Here is a 14,962-nt window from a genome sequence, read left to right as displayed (position 1 = left end):
GCCCGTGGGTTCGGAACGGTCCCACCGCGGGCCGGGATGTTTCCAGAGAGGCCGACGAGGGCGGCCGGCGAGGAGGGCCGGCCACGAGCGGGCCCTGCCCACACGCCCGGGACACGAGCCGGCCCCGCCCACACGCCCGGAACACGAACGGGCCCTGCCCACACGTCCGCAGCATGGGCTCAGCCCTCTTCACGGGTCACGGTCGCGGCGTACTCCGGCGAGTCGTCCAGCAACTGCCGGTGCGTGCCCTCCGCGAGCACCCGCCCGTCCTCCACGTAAACGACGTGGTCGGTACGGTCGAGCACCAGCGGGCTGGTCGTGCAGACCAGGGTGGTCTTGCCGGCCCTGGCCTTGGCCAGGCGCTCGGCGATGCGGGCCTCGCTGTGGGCGTCGACGGCGCTGGTGGGCTCGACCAGGATGAGCACCTCCGGGTCGGCCAGCAGCGCCCTGACCAGGCGCAGCCGCTGCTGCTGCCCACCTGAGAACTCCCGCCCGCCCTCGGCAACCATGGAAGAGAGGCCGTCGGGCAGCGCCTCAACGATGTCCTCGGCGCAGGCCGCGTGCAGGGCCTGGCGCAGCTCCTCGTCGGAGGCCTCGCCGCGCACGTCCAGCTCGTCGCGCAGGCGGCCGGAGAAGAGCCGGGCGCTGTTGTCGGCGACCAGGATCCGGGAGCGGACCTCCTCGATGGGCAGCGTGGACAGCTCGGCCGCCCCGAACATGACGTCGCCGTCGGCGTAACGGCCGAGCCGGTCGGCGATGGCGATGGCGTCCTCGGGCGCGTTCGCGGCGATCGCCGTGAGGCAGCCGGGCTGGAGGGTGACGCCGCTGTACGAGTCGCGCAGCACGCCGCCCGCGCTGCTCCCGGTGCCGCCGGTGATCTCGGGCTCGATGGACAGGATCCGGATCACGCGCCCGGCCGCCACGTGGCCCTTGGTGAGCTTGTCGGCCATCTCGGTGAGCGTGCGCATGGGCCCGATCAGGAAGACGGCGTAGAGGTAGAAGGCGACGAGCTGCCCCGTGGGGATCTCCCCGGCGACGGCGAACGAGGCGCCGATGCCGGTGACGAGCGCGATGAGCAGGCCGGGCAGCACGATCTGGGCGCCTTCGAGCACCGACTCGACCCCGGCCACGCGTACCCCGGCCTGCCGGACCCGCTGGGACCCGGCGCGGTAGCGCTCGGCGAAGACCTGCTCCCCGCCGATGCCGCGCAGCACGCGGAGCCCGGCGACGATGTCGGCGGCCCTGGTGGACAGGTCGCCGGTCAGCTCGCGCTGCCTGGCCTGCCGCCTGTGCAGGGGCCGGAGCAGCGGCCCGACGGCGACGGCCATCAGCGGCACGCCGAACAGGACCAGCAGCCCCAGCGGCAGCGAGGTCGAGATGAGGATCACGGTGACGGTGACGATCGCCACGACGGAGCCGGTGCCGCGCAGCAGGATGTCCATGGAACTGCCGATGTGGGCGATGTCGGAGTTGCCGACGCTGACGACCTCGCCGGTCGAGAGCCGCTTCGGCAACGTGGCGCCCAGCCTGGCGGCCTGCCGAGCGGTCAACTGCACGGTGCGGTACGCGGCGGCCAGCCAGTTGTAGACCGCCATCCGGTGCCGCATGATCCCCGTGAACGCCTGCAGGAGCCCCAGCGCGAACAGGATCGACGCCCAGCGCAGCAGCGCCCCGGTGTCCTTGGCGGTGACCGCCTCGATCCCCTTCCCGAGCACGGCCGGCATCAGCGCCTGCACCAGCCACCACAGCGTCGCGAAGCCGATGCCCGCGATAAGGGGCGCGCCCTGCCGCCGCGCGGTCCACCACAGGTAGCGGAGCGGGCTGCGTATGTCGGGCACGCCGGGATCGGCTTCAGGAAGGGAGCGCATGGCCTGACAAGGTTGGCAAGGCGCCACCCGGCCCGGCAAACCATTTTCCCCGCCCCGGCACCCTTACAGGCACGTGACCTTTACGAAGTTCAGACATGCACCCTGTGTAACAGAGGGTCACTTTCTGTGATGGAGTGGGGGTATGAGCGCGGAGGATCTCCTGCTGAAGACCGGCCGATTCCTGCGCAGGTCGGTCACCAGCTCCGACTTGCGCACTCTCCACCTGAAGGGCGGCACGGAAGGCGACACCTTCTACCGGGACCGGTGGAGCCACGACAAGGTGGTCCGCTCGACGCACGGCGTGAACTGCACGGGATCGTGCTCGTGGAAGGTGTACGTCAAGGATGGCATCATCGCCTGGGAGACACAGCAGACCGACTACCCGAGCGTGGGCCCGGACCGCCCCGAGTACGAGCCGCGCGGCTGCCCGCGCGGCGCCGCCTTCTCCTGGTACACCTACTCGCCGACCCGGATCCGCTACCCGTACGCCAGGCGCGTCCTCGTCGAGATGTACGCGGAAGCGAAAAAACGCCTGAACGGCGATCCGGTCGCCGCATGGGCAGAAATCACGACAAATCCGGAAAAAAGGCGTAAGTACCAGAGCGCCCGAGGCTGCGGCGGCCTCATCCGCATCACCTGGGACCAGGCCGTCGAGATGATCGCCGCCGCCCACGTGCACACCATCAAGACGTACGGCCCCGACCGGATCGCCGGATTCTCCCCCATCCCCGCCATGTCGATGGTCTCCCAGGCCATCGGCTCCAGGTTCGTGTCGCTGATCGGCGGCACCATGCTCTCCTACTACGACTGGTACGCCGACCTGCCCGTGGCCTCGCCCCAGGTCTTCGGCGACCAGACGGACGTGCCGGAGTCGGCCGACTGGTGGGACGCGGCGTACCTGATGATGTGGGGCGCGAACGTCCCCGTCACCCGCACCCCCGACGCCCACTGGATGGCCGAGGCCCGCTACCGGGGCCAGAAGGTCGTGGTGATCTCCCCCGATTTCAGCGACGCCGCCAAGTTCGCCGACGAGTTCCTCAGCGTGCGGCCAGGCACGGACGGCGCCCTGGCCATGGCCATGGGGCACGTGCTGCTGAAGGAGTTCTTCGTCGAGCGCGAGACGCCTTATTTCACCGACTACGTCAAGCGCTTCACCGACCTGCCGTTCCTCGTCCGGCTCAAGGAGCACGCGGGCGCGTACGTGCCAGGCAGGTTCCTCACGGCCAAGGACCTGGGCTCGGAGCAGGAGGCGGCCGAGTGGAAGACCGTGCTCATGTCGCAGACCGGCGAGCCGGTCGTGCCGAACGGCTCGATCGGCTTCCGCTGGACCGAGTCCGGCGCGGGCCGCTGGAACCTCGACCTGGGCACCGACCCCAAGCTCACCCTGTACGGCGGCGAATCGGCCGAGGTCCTGCTGCCCCGCTTCGACGGCGGCCATTCGGTACGCAGGGGCGTCCCGGTGGCCCGGGCCGGGGACCACCTGGTGACCACGGTGTTCGACCTGCTCCTGGCCCAGTACGGGGTGGGGCGGGACGGGCTCCCCGGCGACTGGCCGGACGGCTACGACGCCGACGAGCCGTACACGCCGGCCTGGCAGGAGAAGATCACTGGCGTGCCCGCGCGACGGGCGGCGAGGATCGCCAGGGAGTTCGCGAGGACGGCCGAGTCCACCAAGGGCCGATGCATGATCATCCTTGGGGCGGGCACCACGCAGTGGTTCCACGGCGACACGATCTACCGGGCGTTCCTGTCACTCCTCCTGCTGACCGGCTGCCAGGGCCGCAACGGCGGCGGCTGGGCGCACTACGTGGGCCAGGAGAAATGCCGCACGCAGAGCGGATGGGCGCTGCTGGCGGGCGCCCTGGACTGGTCGCGGCCGCCGCGGCAGGTGCCCGGCACGCCGTACTGGTACCTGCACACCGACCAGTGGCGTTACGACCACTTCGACGCGGGCGAGCTGGCCTCGCCGCTCGCCACCGGCGAGTTCCGCGGCAAGCGCACCGCCGACCTGGTCACCGAGGCCGTCAAGAACGGCTGGATGCCGATGTCCCCCGCTTTCGACAGGAACCCGCTGGACCTGGGCGACGCCGACGACCCCATCGCCTACACCCTGGAGGAACTCCGTTCGGGCCGGCTCAAACACGCCGCGGAGAACCCGGACGACCCGCGCAACTGGCCCCGCGTGCTCACCCTGTGGCGCTCGAACCTCTTCGGCTCGTCCGCCAAGGGCGACGAATATTTCCTGCACCACCTGCTCGGCACCACCTCCAACCTGGAACACCCCGAGGAGGCGGCCCCGCGCGGGAAGCTGGACCTCCTGGTCACGCTCGACTTCAGGATGACGTCATCGACGGTCTTCTCCGACATCGTGCTCCCGGCCGCCACCTGGTACGAGAAGCACGACCTGTCGACCACGGACATGCACCCGTTCGTGCACGCGTTCAACCCGGCGATCAACCCGCCCTGGGAGACAAAGACCGATTTTTCGGCCTTTCATGCCATCGCTGGGGCCTTCAGCCGGCTCGCCAAGGAGCAGCTCGGCGTACGCAGGGACGTGGTGGCGACGGCGTACCAGCACGACACGCCGGGCGAGCTGGCGGTGACCGGCGGGCCGGAGCTGACGGTGGTGGAGCGCGACTACGGCGCCGTCGCCGGGAAGCTGGCGGCACTCGGCCCGCTCACGGAGCAGCTGGGGCTGCCGGTCAAGGGCGTGACGTTCATGCCCGACGAGGAGGTGGCCTGGCTGGGCCGGCGCTGCGGCCTGGTGCCGTGGGGCGTGGCCAAGGGCAGGCCCGAGCTCGACACCGACGCCAAGGCGTGCGAGGCGATACTCGCGCTCTCGGGCGTGAGCAACGGCAGGCTGGCCGCGCAGGGCTTCAGGCAGCTCGCCCAGCGCACGGGCACCGGCTTCGACGACCTGATCAACGTACGGCACCGCATCGACTTCGCCGACACCCAGGCCAGGCCCGTGCACGTCGCGCCCAGCCCCGAGTGGTCGGGCAAGGAGTCGCACGACCGCCGCTACTCCCCCTTCACGATCAACGTGGAGAACGGCAAGCCCTGGCACACGCTCACCGGGCGCATGCACTTCTTCCTCGACCACGACTGGATGCAGGAGTACGGCGAGTCGCTGCCGATCTACCGCCCCCCGCTCGACCTGGCCGCGCTGTACGGCGAGACCGGCACCCTGCGTTACGTGACCCCGCACAACAAGTGGTCACTGCACTCCGAGTACCAGGACAACCTCCTCATGCTGACCCTGTCGAGGGGCGGCCCCACGATCTGGATGTCGGTGGAGGACGCGGCCGAGCTGGGCGTGGCGGACAACGACTGGATCGAGGCGGTCAACCGCAACGGCGTGGTCGTGGCCAGGGCCGTCGTCTCGCACCGCATGCCGCGCGGCACGGTGTACATGCACCACGCGCAGGACCGCCTGATCGACGTGCCGAAGTCGGCGGCGACCGGCCGGAGAGGCGGCATCCACAACGCGCTGACCAGGGTGCTCATCAAGCCCACCCACATGATCGGCGGATACGCCCAGCTCTCGTACGGCTTCAACTACCTCGGCCCCACCGGGAGCCAGCGCGACGAGATCACCACGATCCGCCGCCGATCGCAGGAGGTGAGGTACTGATGAGCGAACCCGACGCAGTGAGCGGAGTGGACCGTGCGGAACGAACGGGCCGCGTAGCGAAGGAGGAGTGGTGAGCGACCAATGAGCCCGCGGATCATGGCCCAGGTCGCCATGGTGATGAACCTGGACAAGTGCATCGGCTGCCACACCTGCTCCGTCACCTGCAAACAGACCTGGACCAACCGGCCGGGCGTCGAGTACGTCTGGTTCAACAACGTCGAGACCCGCCCGGGACAGGGCTACCCCAGGCGCTATGAGGACCAGGACCGCTGGCACGGCGGCTGGGTGCGCGACAAGAAGGGCCGGCTCAAGCTCAGAGCGGGCGGCCGCCTCCACAAGCTGCTCACCATCTTCGCCAACCCCCTCATGCCCTCAATCCAGGACTACTACGAGCCCTGGACCTACGACTACGAGCACCTCACCAGCGCCCCGCTGTCCGGCGACGTCCCCGTGGCGGCGCCCAGGTCCCTGATCAGCAACGAGCCGATGAAGATCCGCTGGAGCGCCAACTGGGACGACAACCTCGGCGGCGACCCGACGCCCGACCCCGTGCTGGCCAAGGTCTCCGAGCAGGTCAAACTGGCCTTCGAGCAGGCGTTCATGTTCTACCTGCCGCGCATCTGCGAGCACTGCCTCAATCCGTCGTGCGTGGCCTCCTGCCCGTCGGGCGCCCTGTACAAGCGGGTCGAGGACGGCATCGTGCTGGTGGACCAGGACAGGTGCCGGGGATGGCGCATGTGCGTGACGGGCTGTCCGTACAAGAAGGTGTACTTCAACCACAAGACCGGCAAAGCGGAGAAGTGCCATTTCTGCTATCCGCGGGTGGAGGTCGGGCTCCCGACGGTCTGCTCGGAGACCTGCGTCGGGCGTCTGCGCTACCTCGGGGTCCTGCTGTACGACGCCGACCGCGTGAGCGAGGCGGCCTCGGTCGCCGACGAGCGCGACCTGTACGAAGCCCAGCTGGGCCTGTTCATCGACCCGCACGACCCGGCGGTGTCCAGTGCCGGGCTGCCCGCGGACTGGGTGGCGGCCGCACGCAGATCACCCGTGTACGACCTGATCAAGAGGTACCGGATCGCGCTCCCCCTGCACCCGGAGTACCGCACGCTGCCGATGGTCTGGTACGTCCCCCCGCTCTCCCCCGTCGTGGACGCGCTGGCCGAAGGGGGCCACGACGGCGAGGACGCGGGCAACCTGTTCGCCGCCATCGAGTCGCTCCGCATCCCGATCGGTTACCTGGCCGAGCTGTTCACGGCCGGCGACCCGGCGCCCGTGACCGCCGCGCTGCGCCGCCTGGCCGCCATGCGGTCGTACATGCGCGCGGTCAACCTGGGCTACCCACCAGTACTCGCGGACGCGGGCCTGCCGGAGGACGACGTGCGCGACATGTACCGGCTGCTGGCGCTGGCCAGGTACGAGGAGCGGTACGTGATCCCGACCGCCTACGGCAACATCCCGCCGGGCGTCGTGGAGGAGGGCGGGTGCCCTCTCGACTACGACGCGGGACGCGGCACGCAGAGCCCGTTCGGCGAGGCGTCGGGCCGGCCCGTCCCGGTCTCGATCGAGAGCTTCCACGGCCTGAAAGAGCGCCAGACCAGCGACGAGGTCACCCACGACCGGGTGAACCTCCTCAACTGGGACGGCCGCGGCACCCCCGCTGGCCTGTTCCCGCCCAAGAGAGGCCCCAAGAGAGGCCCCGAGAGAGGCCCCGAGAGAGGAAGGCCATGAACAGCGTCATCAGCGGGGCCGTCATCTGGCAAGCCGCCGCGCACCTCCTCGCCTACCCCGACGAGCGCTTCTGGCGCCGCCTCCCGCTGATCAGGGAGGCCGCAGAGCCGCATTTCCGGACGTTCCTGTCAGTCGCCTCCGAGCTCGGCCCCGGCGAGCTGGCCGCGCACTACGTGGAGACGTTCGACCTGCACCGGCGCTGCTGCCTCTACCTGACCTACTACACCGACGGTGACACCCGCCGCCGCGGCCGGTCGCTGGCTGAGCTGAAACAGCGCTACCGCACGGCGGGCTGGGAGCTGATGGACGACGAGCTGCCCGACTTCCTGCCGGTGATGCTGGAGTTCGCCGCGCACGACTCCTCGGGGGCCGCGCTGCTCAAGGAGCACAGGCCGGGGCTGGAGCTGCTGCTCACCGCCCTGACCGACCGCGACTCGCCGTACGCGTACGTGATCGGCACGGTGTGCGCGAGCCTTCCGCCGATCACCGCCGCGGAACGGCTCCAGGCCACGCGCCTGGCCCAGGGCGGGCCGCCGGCCGAGACCGTGGGGCGCTACCTGTGAGGTGGCCGGAGCACCTGCTCTGGGTGGTCGCCCCGTACGTCACCCTGGTGGTCTTCGCAGGCGGGCTGATCTGGCGTTACCGCTACGACAGGTTCGGCTGGACCACCCGTTCGTCGCAGCTCCACGAGAGCCGGCTGCTGCGCGTGGCCAGCCCGCTCTTCCACTACGCCCTGCTCTTCGTGATCGTCGGCCACATCACCGGGCTGCTCATCCCGGTGAGCTGGACGGACGCGATCGGCGTGAGCAACGACGCCTATCACATGAACGCGCTCGTCTGGGGTGGTCTCGCGGGCCTGGGCACGCTGTTGGGGCTGGTCCTGCTGATCTACCGCCGCCGCACCAGCGGCCCGGTGTTCATGGCGACCACGGCCAACGACAAGACGATGTACGCGGTGCTGGCGGCGTCGATCGTGGCGGGCGTGGCGACGACGGTCGCGGGGTTCGTACCGACCGAGGTGAGCTACCGGACCACGGTCGCGCCCTGGTTCCGCGGCGTCTTGATCCTCCAGCCGGACGTCATGGCGATGGGTCAGGCCAACATTCTTTACAAGGTGCACACCGTCATCGGGATGGCGTTGGTCGTTCTTTTCCCGTTCAGCCGCCTGGTGCATGCGCTTTCGGCCCCGTTGGGCTATTTGTTCCGTCCTTACATCGTGTATCGGAGTCGTGTTCGATAGCGTGCCGGGGCGTCTGGGAGGGGCGCGGGTGCGCCAGAATCGACCCTTGTGAAGCACGGGTACACCAACAGCACAGTCGGCGACGGCGCCCTGGTCGTGAAGTGCTACCAGGGCCCGGAGGCGGCTTTCAGGCTCGGCACGGAGAGCAGATACCTGCGCCGCCTGCGCGGCCGCCTCCCGGTGCCCCGCGTGCACAAGGTCACCGAGACGAGCCTGACCACCCGTTTCGTCTCCGGCAGCCACGGCCAGGACCTGCTCGACGAGGGCCACGCCGTGGAGGTGCTCACCGAGTGCGGCCGGATCCTGTCCGACCTCCACCGGCTGGGCATCGTGCACGGCGACTTCGGCCCGCAGAACATGCTGTTCGACCCGGCCACGTTCCGGACGACCGCGATACTCGACTGGGAGTGGGCCCACCCGGGGCGCCCGATCGAAGACCTGGCGTGGTGCGAGTGGATCATCCGCAGCCACCATCCGGAGCACGTCCCACTGCTCCGCCACTTCTTCGCGGCCTACGACGGCCCGGTCCCCGAGTGGGCCGAACGCCAGGAGGCCATGCTGGCGCGCTGCCGTGACCTGCTCGACTTCTGCGCCCGCTGGGAGCCCGGCAGTGGCGGCGAGAAGCTCTGGCGCGAACGCATCGACGCCACCGCGGCCTGGACCGAGTAGCCGCCGCCTCAGCCTGCGGACGGTGCCCGCAGGGCGCGGATCAGCCTCGCGGCGTCGTCAAGCAGCGAGATTTCGCGTTCGGTGAGCGTCGGATTCGCGCCCCTGGACGCCTTGGCCCGCTCGAGCCCCTCGCCGAAGTCCATGGCGCCACCGAGCCCGGCGAGCAGCGCGGCGAGAATCGCCCGCGCCGTCCCGGCGAGCTCGCTGTCCTCATCCACCGCCACCTGCGCGATGATCACGGCCGACATGGCGCAGTCCACCCCTGGCGGCCCTTCCCGGCTGTTGCCCCAGTCGATCACCACGGGCCCTCGGGGCGTCAGCATGACGTTGTCCGGATGCAGGTCGAGATGCAGCACCCGATCATCGGGACCCTCGGACACCCGGGCCGGGATCTCGTGCAACCGCAGCAGCAGCCGCGCGAGAACCTCGCCCACCTCCTCGGGCGTGATCCCCCCGTCGAGCAGCGCCCGCAACATCGTCGGCCCGGTCAACCGCCCCATCACCAGGTCGGTGGCCTGCTGCGCACCGGGATACAGCTCGGGCACCGGGAAGCCGTGCGCGGCCACGTACGCGATGACCTCCGCCTCCCGCCGCGCGTCGAGGTCCACCCGGTAGCGCCGTAACACCCGCTCGCCGTCGATCGCGTATACGTCCGCTGTACGTCCGGACCCCAGCAGCTCACCGACCTCCATACTCACCCGCACTCTCGCTGTATAGCTGCTCTATGGCCCTCATATGGTCCCAACACTGATCGTGGATCAAGAAACACCCCCGGGAGAAAGGCAGATCACGCATGCGCGTTCGTGCAGGCATCGTCGCAGCGGGTATCGCGGCGCTGGCCGCCATCGGCATCGCCGCCCCGGCCCAGGCCGCCGGCTGGACGTACATCGGCGAGTACACCAGCCGCAGCAAGTGCATCGACATGGGCCAGTCGTACCAGCGTGAGGGCTGGGACGAATACAAGTGCGAACAGAACGCCACCGGCTGGTACTACCTCTGGGTCAGGTAGCCCCGAGTACGAACGGCGCCTCCTGATCAAGGGGGCGCCGTTCGGCGTGTGACCAGTGCTTTTCGCCGGACCCCGACGGGCGGAATGGAAATTTCGGCGGAGGTGTAACAACGGGAGGGTTCGGACCACTTCGTGGTGTCAGAAGAACGCATCCCGAACGAAGGGGCTGGGCGGTGACGGATGATGCGCACCGGTTCACCGGCATGTACGACGAATGCCGGCAACGCGTGTGGGCCTACGTGGTCAGTCGCGCCGGGCGGCAGGTGGCGGACGAGGTGGTGAGCGAGACGTTCGCGATCGCCTGGCGGCGGCTGGACGACGTGCCCGAGCCGGCACTGCCGTGGTTGCTGGGCGTCGCCAGGAACGTGCTGCGCGACAACGTACGCGCCGAGGTACGCCGGGAGGCGGTCGCGGCCGAGCTGCGGGCCTGGACCGAGGGCGACGTGGCCGATCAGGTGACCGAGCGACTGGGCGTGCTGCGTGCCCTGGCCACCCTGGCGGAGGACGATCGGGAGATTCTCGTCCTGGTCGCGTGGCACGGGCTGTCGCCGAAGGAGGGCGCGCGGGTCGTTGGCTGCTCGTCGGCGGCGTTCCGCGTACGGCTGCATCGGGCCCGCAAACGGCTCAAGCAGGCCATGGAGGCCAAGGCCACACTCAGGCCGGAAGCATCCTCCCTGCCCCACGTGCGGAACCTCAGCGAGGAGTGGTCATGAACCCCATCGACGAGCTCAGGGCCGCCAGGCCCGCCCATCTCGACGACGACCGGCCCGTCGACCCGCGCACCAGGGCCGCCGAGCTCTCCTGCGCCATGTCGATCCCCAGACCGGCCCCCAGGTCGGCCCCCAGGTCGGCGCGGCGCAGGCGCGGGGTCGCACGGCCCGCGTGGGGGCTGGGACTGGCCGGGGCCGCGGCGGCCGTGACGGCGGCGGCCGTGGTCCTCTCCATGAATGGCACGGCGCCGACGCCGCGCCCGCCCGTCGGCAGCCCCGCAAATGTGCCGAGCACCCAGAAGGTGACGTTGTCGGCCCGGGACGTGCTCCTGGCCGCCGCCGCGAAGGCGGACCGGCAACCGGAGGGCAAGGGCGAGTACTGGCACACCGTGTCGGTGCACCGGACCCTGTTCACCGCCGCCAAGGGCGGTTACCGGGTCCTGGACCAGCGACTAGACGAGGGCTGGACGCCCAGCGCCACCGGCGAGGACCAGAAGCAGTGGGGTCGCATGCAGCCCCTCGGGGCGCGCCCGGCCAGCGAGGAGGACCGGCAGGCGTGGGAGCGGGCCGGGTCCCCCACCGCGATCGAGGTCACGGTCCCCGGGAAGAGCCGGCCCATGGTCCTGCAGACGTCGCCGCGACGGGCCATGACCGGTCACAGCCCCCTGGGGGACGACGACACGGTGTTCTGGCTGGGCCGCAACGTCACCATAAAAGACCTGCGCGAGCTGCCCACCGACCCGGACGGGCTCAAGAGGCGGCTGCTGTCCTGGAAGGGTAAGGACACCGACGTGCCGAAGTCGGGCGACGCGTGGCTGTTCGTGGTCAGCAAGGGGTTGATCATGGACATGCCGGTGACGCCCGAGGTGCGCGGGGCCGCGTTCCGGATGCTGGCCGAGCTCGATGACGTGCAGGTCATCGAGAACGTCACGGACACGCAGGGACGCCGGGGCACGGCGGTGGCGATCAAGGAGCCCACCCAGGGCAACGGCGTGTCGGAGAATCGGCTGATCTTCGATGAGGCGACCGGGCGCGCGCTGGCGAACGAGAACGTCGTGGTGCAGCCGGGCAGCTTCCAGGCCGGCCTCGAGCCGGGCACGGTCTGGAACTCCAACGCGCTGATCGAGGCGGGCTGGACCGACGCCAAGCCCTAGGAGACCTGGCGGGACCCGTCGCGGGCATGATCAGTCCGTACCCCAGGCTCTCATGAAGGTCTGCACGGCGGCGCCCGCCACGTCCCGCAGCTCGCCGGCCGGGATCGTACGGGTGCCCATCTGGGAACGGGCCTCAAGCGGGCCGATGAGCAGCGCCATGAACTGCTCGGCCGCCACGTCGGGATCGGCCGCCCGCAGTCGCCCCGCGAGCGCGAGCCGGGCCAGGCGGTCGGCCAGGGCCTGGTTGAGGCGGTGGGGACCGCTCTCCTTGACGATGCCGAGCACGTCGGGGAAGCGGATCACCTCGGAGTAGAGCAGGCGGCGCAGCGCGCACGAGCGCTCGTCGGTGTGCAGCCGGAGCAGCTCGCCGGCGACGCCCTCCAGCGTGGCGCACAGGTCGTCGCCGGGGCCGGCCAGCGGCTCCAGGGCCGCCAGGCGCTCGTTGAGCGCGGTCTGCGCGGCGGCCTCCATGGCGTTCCTGAACAGGGTGGCCTTGTCCGTCATGTGGTTGTACACCGTCGGTTTGGCCACGCCCGCCTCGTCCGCGATGTCCTGCACGCACGCCTGCGCGTAGCCCAGGCGGGCGAACACGGTGAACGCTCCCTCCAGGATCGCCTGCCGCTTGTCGATGCGTCCCCGCGAGATGGTGGCCATGCCTCCAGATTGTACTTCCGGGTTCAACTTCATGGACATGCCGGTTGCATGCGAACGCATGAGATAACTATGTTGAACCCATGAGTTCAAATGATGATGATCGTCTGGACCCACGGCTGCTGGGGATCATCGGCGTGATCCTGCTCGGCGGGCTGCTGGGCATCCTCAACAGCACGATGGCCGCCGTCGCCGTCGACACCCTGGCCGGAGCCTTCGACACCTCGCTCAGCACGATCGGCTGGACGTCCACCGGGTTCCTGCTGGCCGTGACCGCCACCATCCCGTTCACCACCTGGGCCGTCGACCGGTTCGGTGGCAAGCGGCTGTGGCTGGCGGGACTGGCGCTGTTCCTCGCCGGGGCGCTCGGGGCCGGGCTGGCCTGGAACGTCGGCGCCCTGATCGTGTTCCGGGTGCTGCAGGGGTTCGGGGCCGGGCTGCTGGACCCTCTCGTACTGATCCTGCTGGCCCGCGCCGCCGGGCCGCGCCGGGCCGGGCGCGTGATGGGACTGATGGGCGTGGTCCTGTCGCTGGGCCCGGTGCTCGGGCCGATCGCGGGCGGCGCGGTGCTCTCCGGCCTCTCGTGGCGGTGGATGTTCCTGCTCAGCGTGCCCGTCGGCCTCGTGGCGCTGCTGCTGGCCCTGCGTGCGATCCCCGCGGACGCCGAGGGCGAGGGCCCGGTCCTTGCCCGCCTGGACGTGCTGGGGCTGGCGCTGCTCGGGCCGGGGTTCGCGGCCGTCGTCCTCGCGCTGTCGCAGACGGCCGAGCAGCGCGCGTTCACCGCCTGGCAGGCGCTGCTCCCGCTGGGCGTGGGCGTGGTGCTGCTGCTCGCCTACGCCGGCCACGCACTACGCGGCCGTTCGGACGGCCGCACTCCGCCCCTGATCGACCTGCGGCTGTTCACCAGCCGGGGCTTCAGCGCGAGCGTCACGATCATGGGACTCGGCGGGCTGGCGCTCTTCGCCGCCCTGTTCGCCCTGCCCCTGTACTACCAGCAGGCACACGGGCACGGCGTGCTCGCCGCCGGGCTGCTGATGGCGCCGATCGGGCTCGGCGGGGCGGTCGCCATGCCGCTGGCCGGCCGGCTGTCGGACCGCGTCGGCGCCCGCGGCCTCGCCACCGGCGGCGCGATCGTGGCCGTGCTCAGCGCGCTGGCCTTCACCGGGATCGACGCGTACACACCGGAGGTCTGGCCGGCGCTTGCGGCGTTCACGATCGGGCTGGGCAGCGGGTGCTTCAGCGCGCCCACGATGGGCTCCCTGTACCGGGCGCTGCCGCCGTCCATGGTGGCGCAGGGCAGCTCGGTGCTCTACATGCTCAACCAGCTCGGCGCGGCGCTCGGCGTCGCCGTCGTCACACTCATCCTCCAGACCGCCGGAGACGTGATGACCGGCTTCCACGGCATCTTCTGGCTCGTCGTGGCCGTGATCGTGATCGTCCTGGCCGCCGTCCCGCTCCTGCCGGGCAACCCGCGTACGCAGGCCGTACCGGAAGAAGAGCTGGCGAGGACCGTATGAAGACACTGGTGATCAGCGGCGGCACGGACGGCATGGGGCGGGCGCTCGCCCGCACCTACCTCGAACGCGGCGACGCCGTGGCCGTCATCGGGCGCGACAAGTCCAAAGCCGTCCCCGGGGCGGCGTTCATCCCCGCGGACCTGAGCCTGATCAGCGCGAACCGGCGGGTGATCGAGGAGGTCAACGCCAGCTTCCCGGTCGTGGACGCGCTCGTGCTGTGCGCGCGCTTCTTCCGTACGCACCGGTTCGTGACGGCCGAGGGGGTGGAGGGCACGTTCGCGCTGGACTACCTGAGCCGTTTCCTGCTCAGCTACGGCCTCACCGCGCCCCGGCTCATCGTGAACGTGTCAGGCCCGGGACAGCCGACCGAGCTCATCCGCTGGGACGACCTCATGCTCGAGCGCGGGTACGACGGCGTGGCCGCCCAGTTCCAGGCCGGAAAGGCGAACGACCTGCTGGGCGTGGCCTTCGCCGCGCGGCACGGCGACCGTACCCGATACGTCCTCATGCACCCCGGCGGCGTGTCGACGAGCCTGGCCGGCGAGTACGACCGGGCGACCGCCGCGCACGTGGCGAGACTCAAGAGGCACGGGCTGCCGGTCGGCGAAGGCATCAAACCGATCGTCGCCATGATCGACGCCCCGCCCGCCGAGCCGCTCAGCGCCTTCCTGCGCGAACGCCGGATCAGCGTGGACCACCCGGCGTTCGCCCCTGCCGCCGCAGAACGGCTCCACTCCCGCACGCTGGAGCTGATCGAATCGAGCGTGGCCCCGGCGAGGTGA

The 14,962-nt window shown here is 70.4% G+C and carries 13 protein-coding genes; 10 read left to right on the top strand and 3 right to left on the bottom strand.

Annotation, left to right across the window (positions count from 1 at the left end):
- Positions 1-179: 179 nt before the first annotated feature.
- Positions 180-1,868, bottom strand: a complete 1,689-nt coding sequence (locus ABN273_RS10630) for an ABC transporter ATP-binding protein (RefSeq protein ID WP_349448512.1) — start codon at positions 1,866-1,868, stop codon at positions 180-182.
- 142 nt (positions 1,869-2,010) lie between these two features.
- Between ABN273_RS10630 and ABN273_RS10625 the strand changes: the two genes are divergently transcribed.
- The 5 genes from ABN273_RS10625 to ABN273_RS10605 all read left to right on the top strand — a co-directional run bounded on the left by ABN273_RS10625 (position 2,011) and on the right by ABN273_RS10605 (position 9,139).
- Positions 2,011-5,502, top strand: coding sequence for a nitrate reductase subunit alpha (locus ABN273_RS10625; protein WP_349448511.1), 3,492 nt, complete (start codon positions 2,011-2,013; stop codon positions 5,500-5,502).
- Positions 5,503-5,583: 81 nt separating this feature from the next.
- The gene (gene narH, locus ABN273_RS10620) at positions 5,584-7,230 is read left to right on the top strand and encodes a nitrate reductase subunit beta (RefSeq protein ID WP_349448510.1); all 1,647 of its coding nucleotides are present in this window, start codon (positions 5,584-5,586) and stop codon (positions 7,228-7,230) included.
- Positions 7,227-7,793: a nitrate reductase molybdenum cofactor assembly chaperone gene (gene narJ, locus ABN273_RS10615; RefSeq protein ID WP_349448509.1), complete on the top strand. Its 567-nt coding sequence runs from the start codon at positions 7,227-7,229 to the stop codon at positions 7,791-7,793. The genes narH and narJ overlap by 4 nt, the downstream gene beginning before the upstream one ends.
- Positions 7,790-8,470 carry a respiratory nitrate reductase subunit gamma gene (narI, locus tag ABN273_RS10610; RefSeq protein ID WP_349448508.1) on the top strand — a complete coding sequence of 227 codons (681 nt, stop codon included), beginning with the start codon at positions 7,790-7,792 and terminating at the stop codon, positions 8,468-8,470. Before narJ ends, narI begins: the two co-directional genes overlap by 4 nt.
- 48 nt (positions 8,471-8,518) lie before the next feature.
- Complete coding sequence (locus ABN273_RS10605; RefSeq protein WP_349448507.1) at positions 8,519-9,139, top strand: phosphotransferase; 621 nt, start codon at positions 8,519-8,521, stop codon at positions 9,137-9,139.
- An 8-nt stretch (positions 9,140-9,147) separates the two neighbouring features.
- Here ABN273_RS10605 and ABN273_RS10600 read toward each other — a convergent pair whose 3' ends face one another.
- A complete protein-coding gene (locus tag ABN273_RS10600; protein ID WP_349448629.1) occupies positions 9,148-9,831 on the bottom strand; it encodes a phosphotransferase in 684 nt (227 codons plus the stop codon).
- A gap of 101 nt (positions 9,832-9,932) precedes the next feature.
- Between ABN273_RS10600 and ABN273_RS10595 the strand changes: the two genes are divergently transcribed.
- From ABN273_RS10595 to ABN273_RS10585, 3 genes are all read left to right on the top strand, one after another.
- Positions 9,933-10,148 (top strand): hypothetical protein, encoded by a 216-nt coding sequence (locus ABN273_RS10595; RefSeq protein ID WP_349448506.1) that lies wholly within the window; start codon positions 9,933-9,935, stop codon positions 10,146-10,148.
- 173 nt (positions 10,149-10,321) lie between these two features.
- Positions 10,322-10,861: an RNA polymerase sigma factor gene (locus ABN273_RS10590; protein WP_349448505.1), complete on the top strand. Its 540-nt coding sequence runs from the start codon at positions 10,322-10,324 to the stop codon at positions 10,859-10,861.
- The gene (locus ABN273_RS10585) at positions 10,858-12,012 is read left to right on the top strand and encodes a CU044_5270 family protein (RefSeq protein WP_349448504.1); all 1,155 of its coding nucleotides are present in this window, start codon (positions 10,858-10,860) and stop codon (positions 12,010-12,012) included. The genes ABN273_RS10590 and ABN273_RS10585 overlap by 4 nt, the downstream gene beginning before the upstream one ends.
- Before the next feature lie 30 nt (positions 12,013-12,042).
- Here the strand turns inward: ABN273_RS10585 and ABN273_RS10580 are convergent, their stop codons facing one another.
- Positions 12,043-12,666 (bottom strand): TetR/AcrR family transcriptional regulator, encoded by a 624-nt coding sequence (locus ABN273_RS10580; RefSeq protein WP_349448503.1) that lies wholly within the window; start codon positions 12,664-12,666, stop codon positions 12,043-12,045.
- Positions 12,667-12,746: 80 nt separating this feature from the next.
- On the opposite strand from ABN273_RS10580, the gene ABN273_RS10575 reads away from it, so the two are divergent.
- Both ABN273_RS10575 and ABN273_RS10570 read left to right on the top strand, forming a co-directional pair.
- Positions 12,747-14,180 (top strand): DHA2 family efflux MFS transporter permease subunit, encoded by a 1,434-nt coding sequence (locus ABN273_RS10575; protein ID WP_349448502.1) that lies wholly within the window; start codon positions 12,747-12,749, stop codon positions 14,178-14,180.
- Entirely contained in the window at positions 14,177-14,962 is a 786-nt protein-coding gene (locus ABN273_RS10570; RefSeq protein WP_349448501.1) for an SDR family NAD(P)-dependent oxidoreductase, read from the top strand. Before ABN273_RS10575 ends, ABN273_RS10570 begins: the two co-directional genes overlap by 4 nt.

This window comes from Nonomuraea sp. B19D2 (assembly GCF_040137845.1).
GTDB lineage: Bacteria > Actinomycetota > Actinomycetes > Streptosporangiales > Streptosporangiaceae > Nonomuraea.
The sequence above is the reverse complement of the archived record's forward strand: the minus strand, read 5'-3'. Positions and strand labels throughout refer to the sequence as shown.

Excerpts from the sequence above, each read along its gene's own strand:
- ABN273_RS10630 (WP_349448512.1), bottom strand. The coding sequence starts at position 1,868 with ATGCGCTCCCTTCCTGAAGCCGATCCCGGCGTGCCCGACATACGCAGC.
- ABN273_RS10625 (WP_349448511.1), top strand. The coding sequence starts at position 2,011 with ATGAGCGCGGAGGATCTCCTGCTGAAGACCGGCCGATTCCTGCGCAGG.
- narH (WP_349448510.1), top strand. The coding sequence starts at position 5,584 with ATGAGCCCGCGGATCATGGCCCAGGTCGCCATGGTGATGAACCTGGAC.
- narJ (WP_349448509.1), top strand. The coding sequence starts at position 7,227 with ATGAACAGCGTCATCAGCGGGGCCGTCATCTGGCAAGCCGCCGCGCAC.
- ABN273_RS10600 (WP_349448629.1), bottom strand. The coding sequence starts at position 9,831 with ATGGAGGTCGGTGAGCTGCTGGGGTCCGGACGTACAGCGGACGTATAC.
- ABN273_RS10595 (WP_349448506.1), top strand. The coding sequence starts at position 9,933 with ATGCGCGTTCGTGCAGGCATCGTCGCAGCGGGTATCGCGGCGCTGGCC.
- ABN273_RS10585 (WP_349448504.1), top strand. The coding sequence starts at position 10,858 with ATGAACCCCATCGACGAGCTCAGGGCCGCCAGGCCCGCCCATCTCGAC.
- ABN273_RS10580 (WP_349448503.1), bottom strand. The coding sequence starts at position 12,666 with ATGGCCACCATCTCGCGGGGACGCATCGACAAGCGGCAGGCGATCCTG.
- ABN273_RS10575 (WP_349448502.1), top strand. The coding sequence starts at position 12,747 with ATGAGTTCAAATGATGATGATCGTCTGGACCCACGGCTGCTGGGGATC.
- ABN273_RS10570 (WP_349448501.1), top strand. The coding sequence starts at position 14,177 with ATGAAGACACTGGTGATCAGCGGCGGCACGGACGGCATGGGGCGGGCG.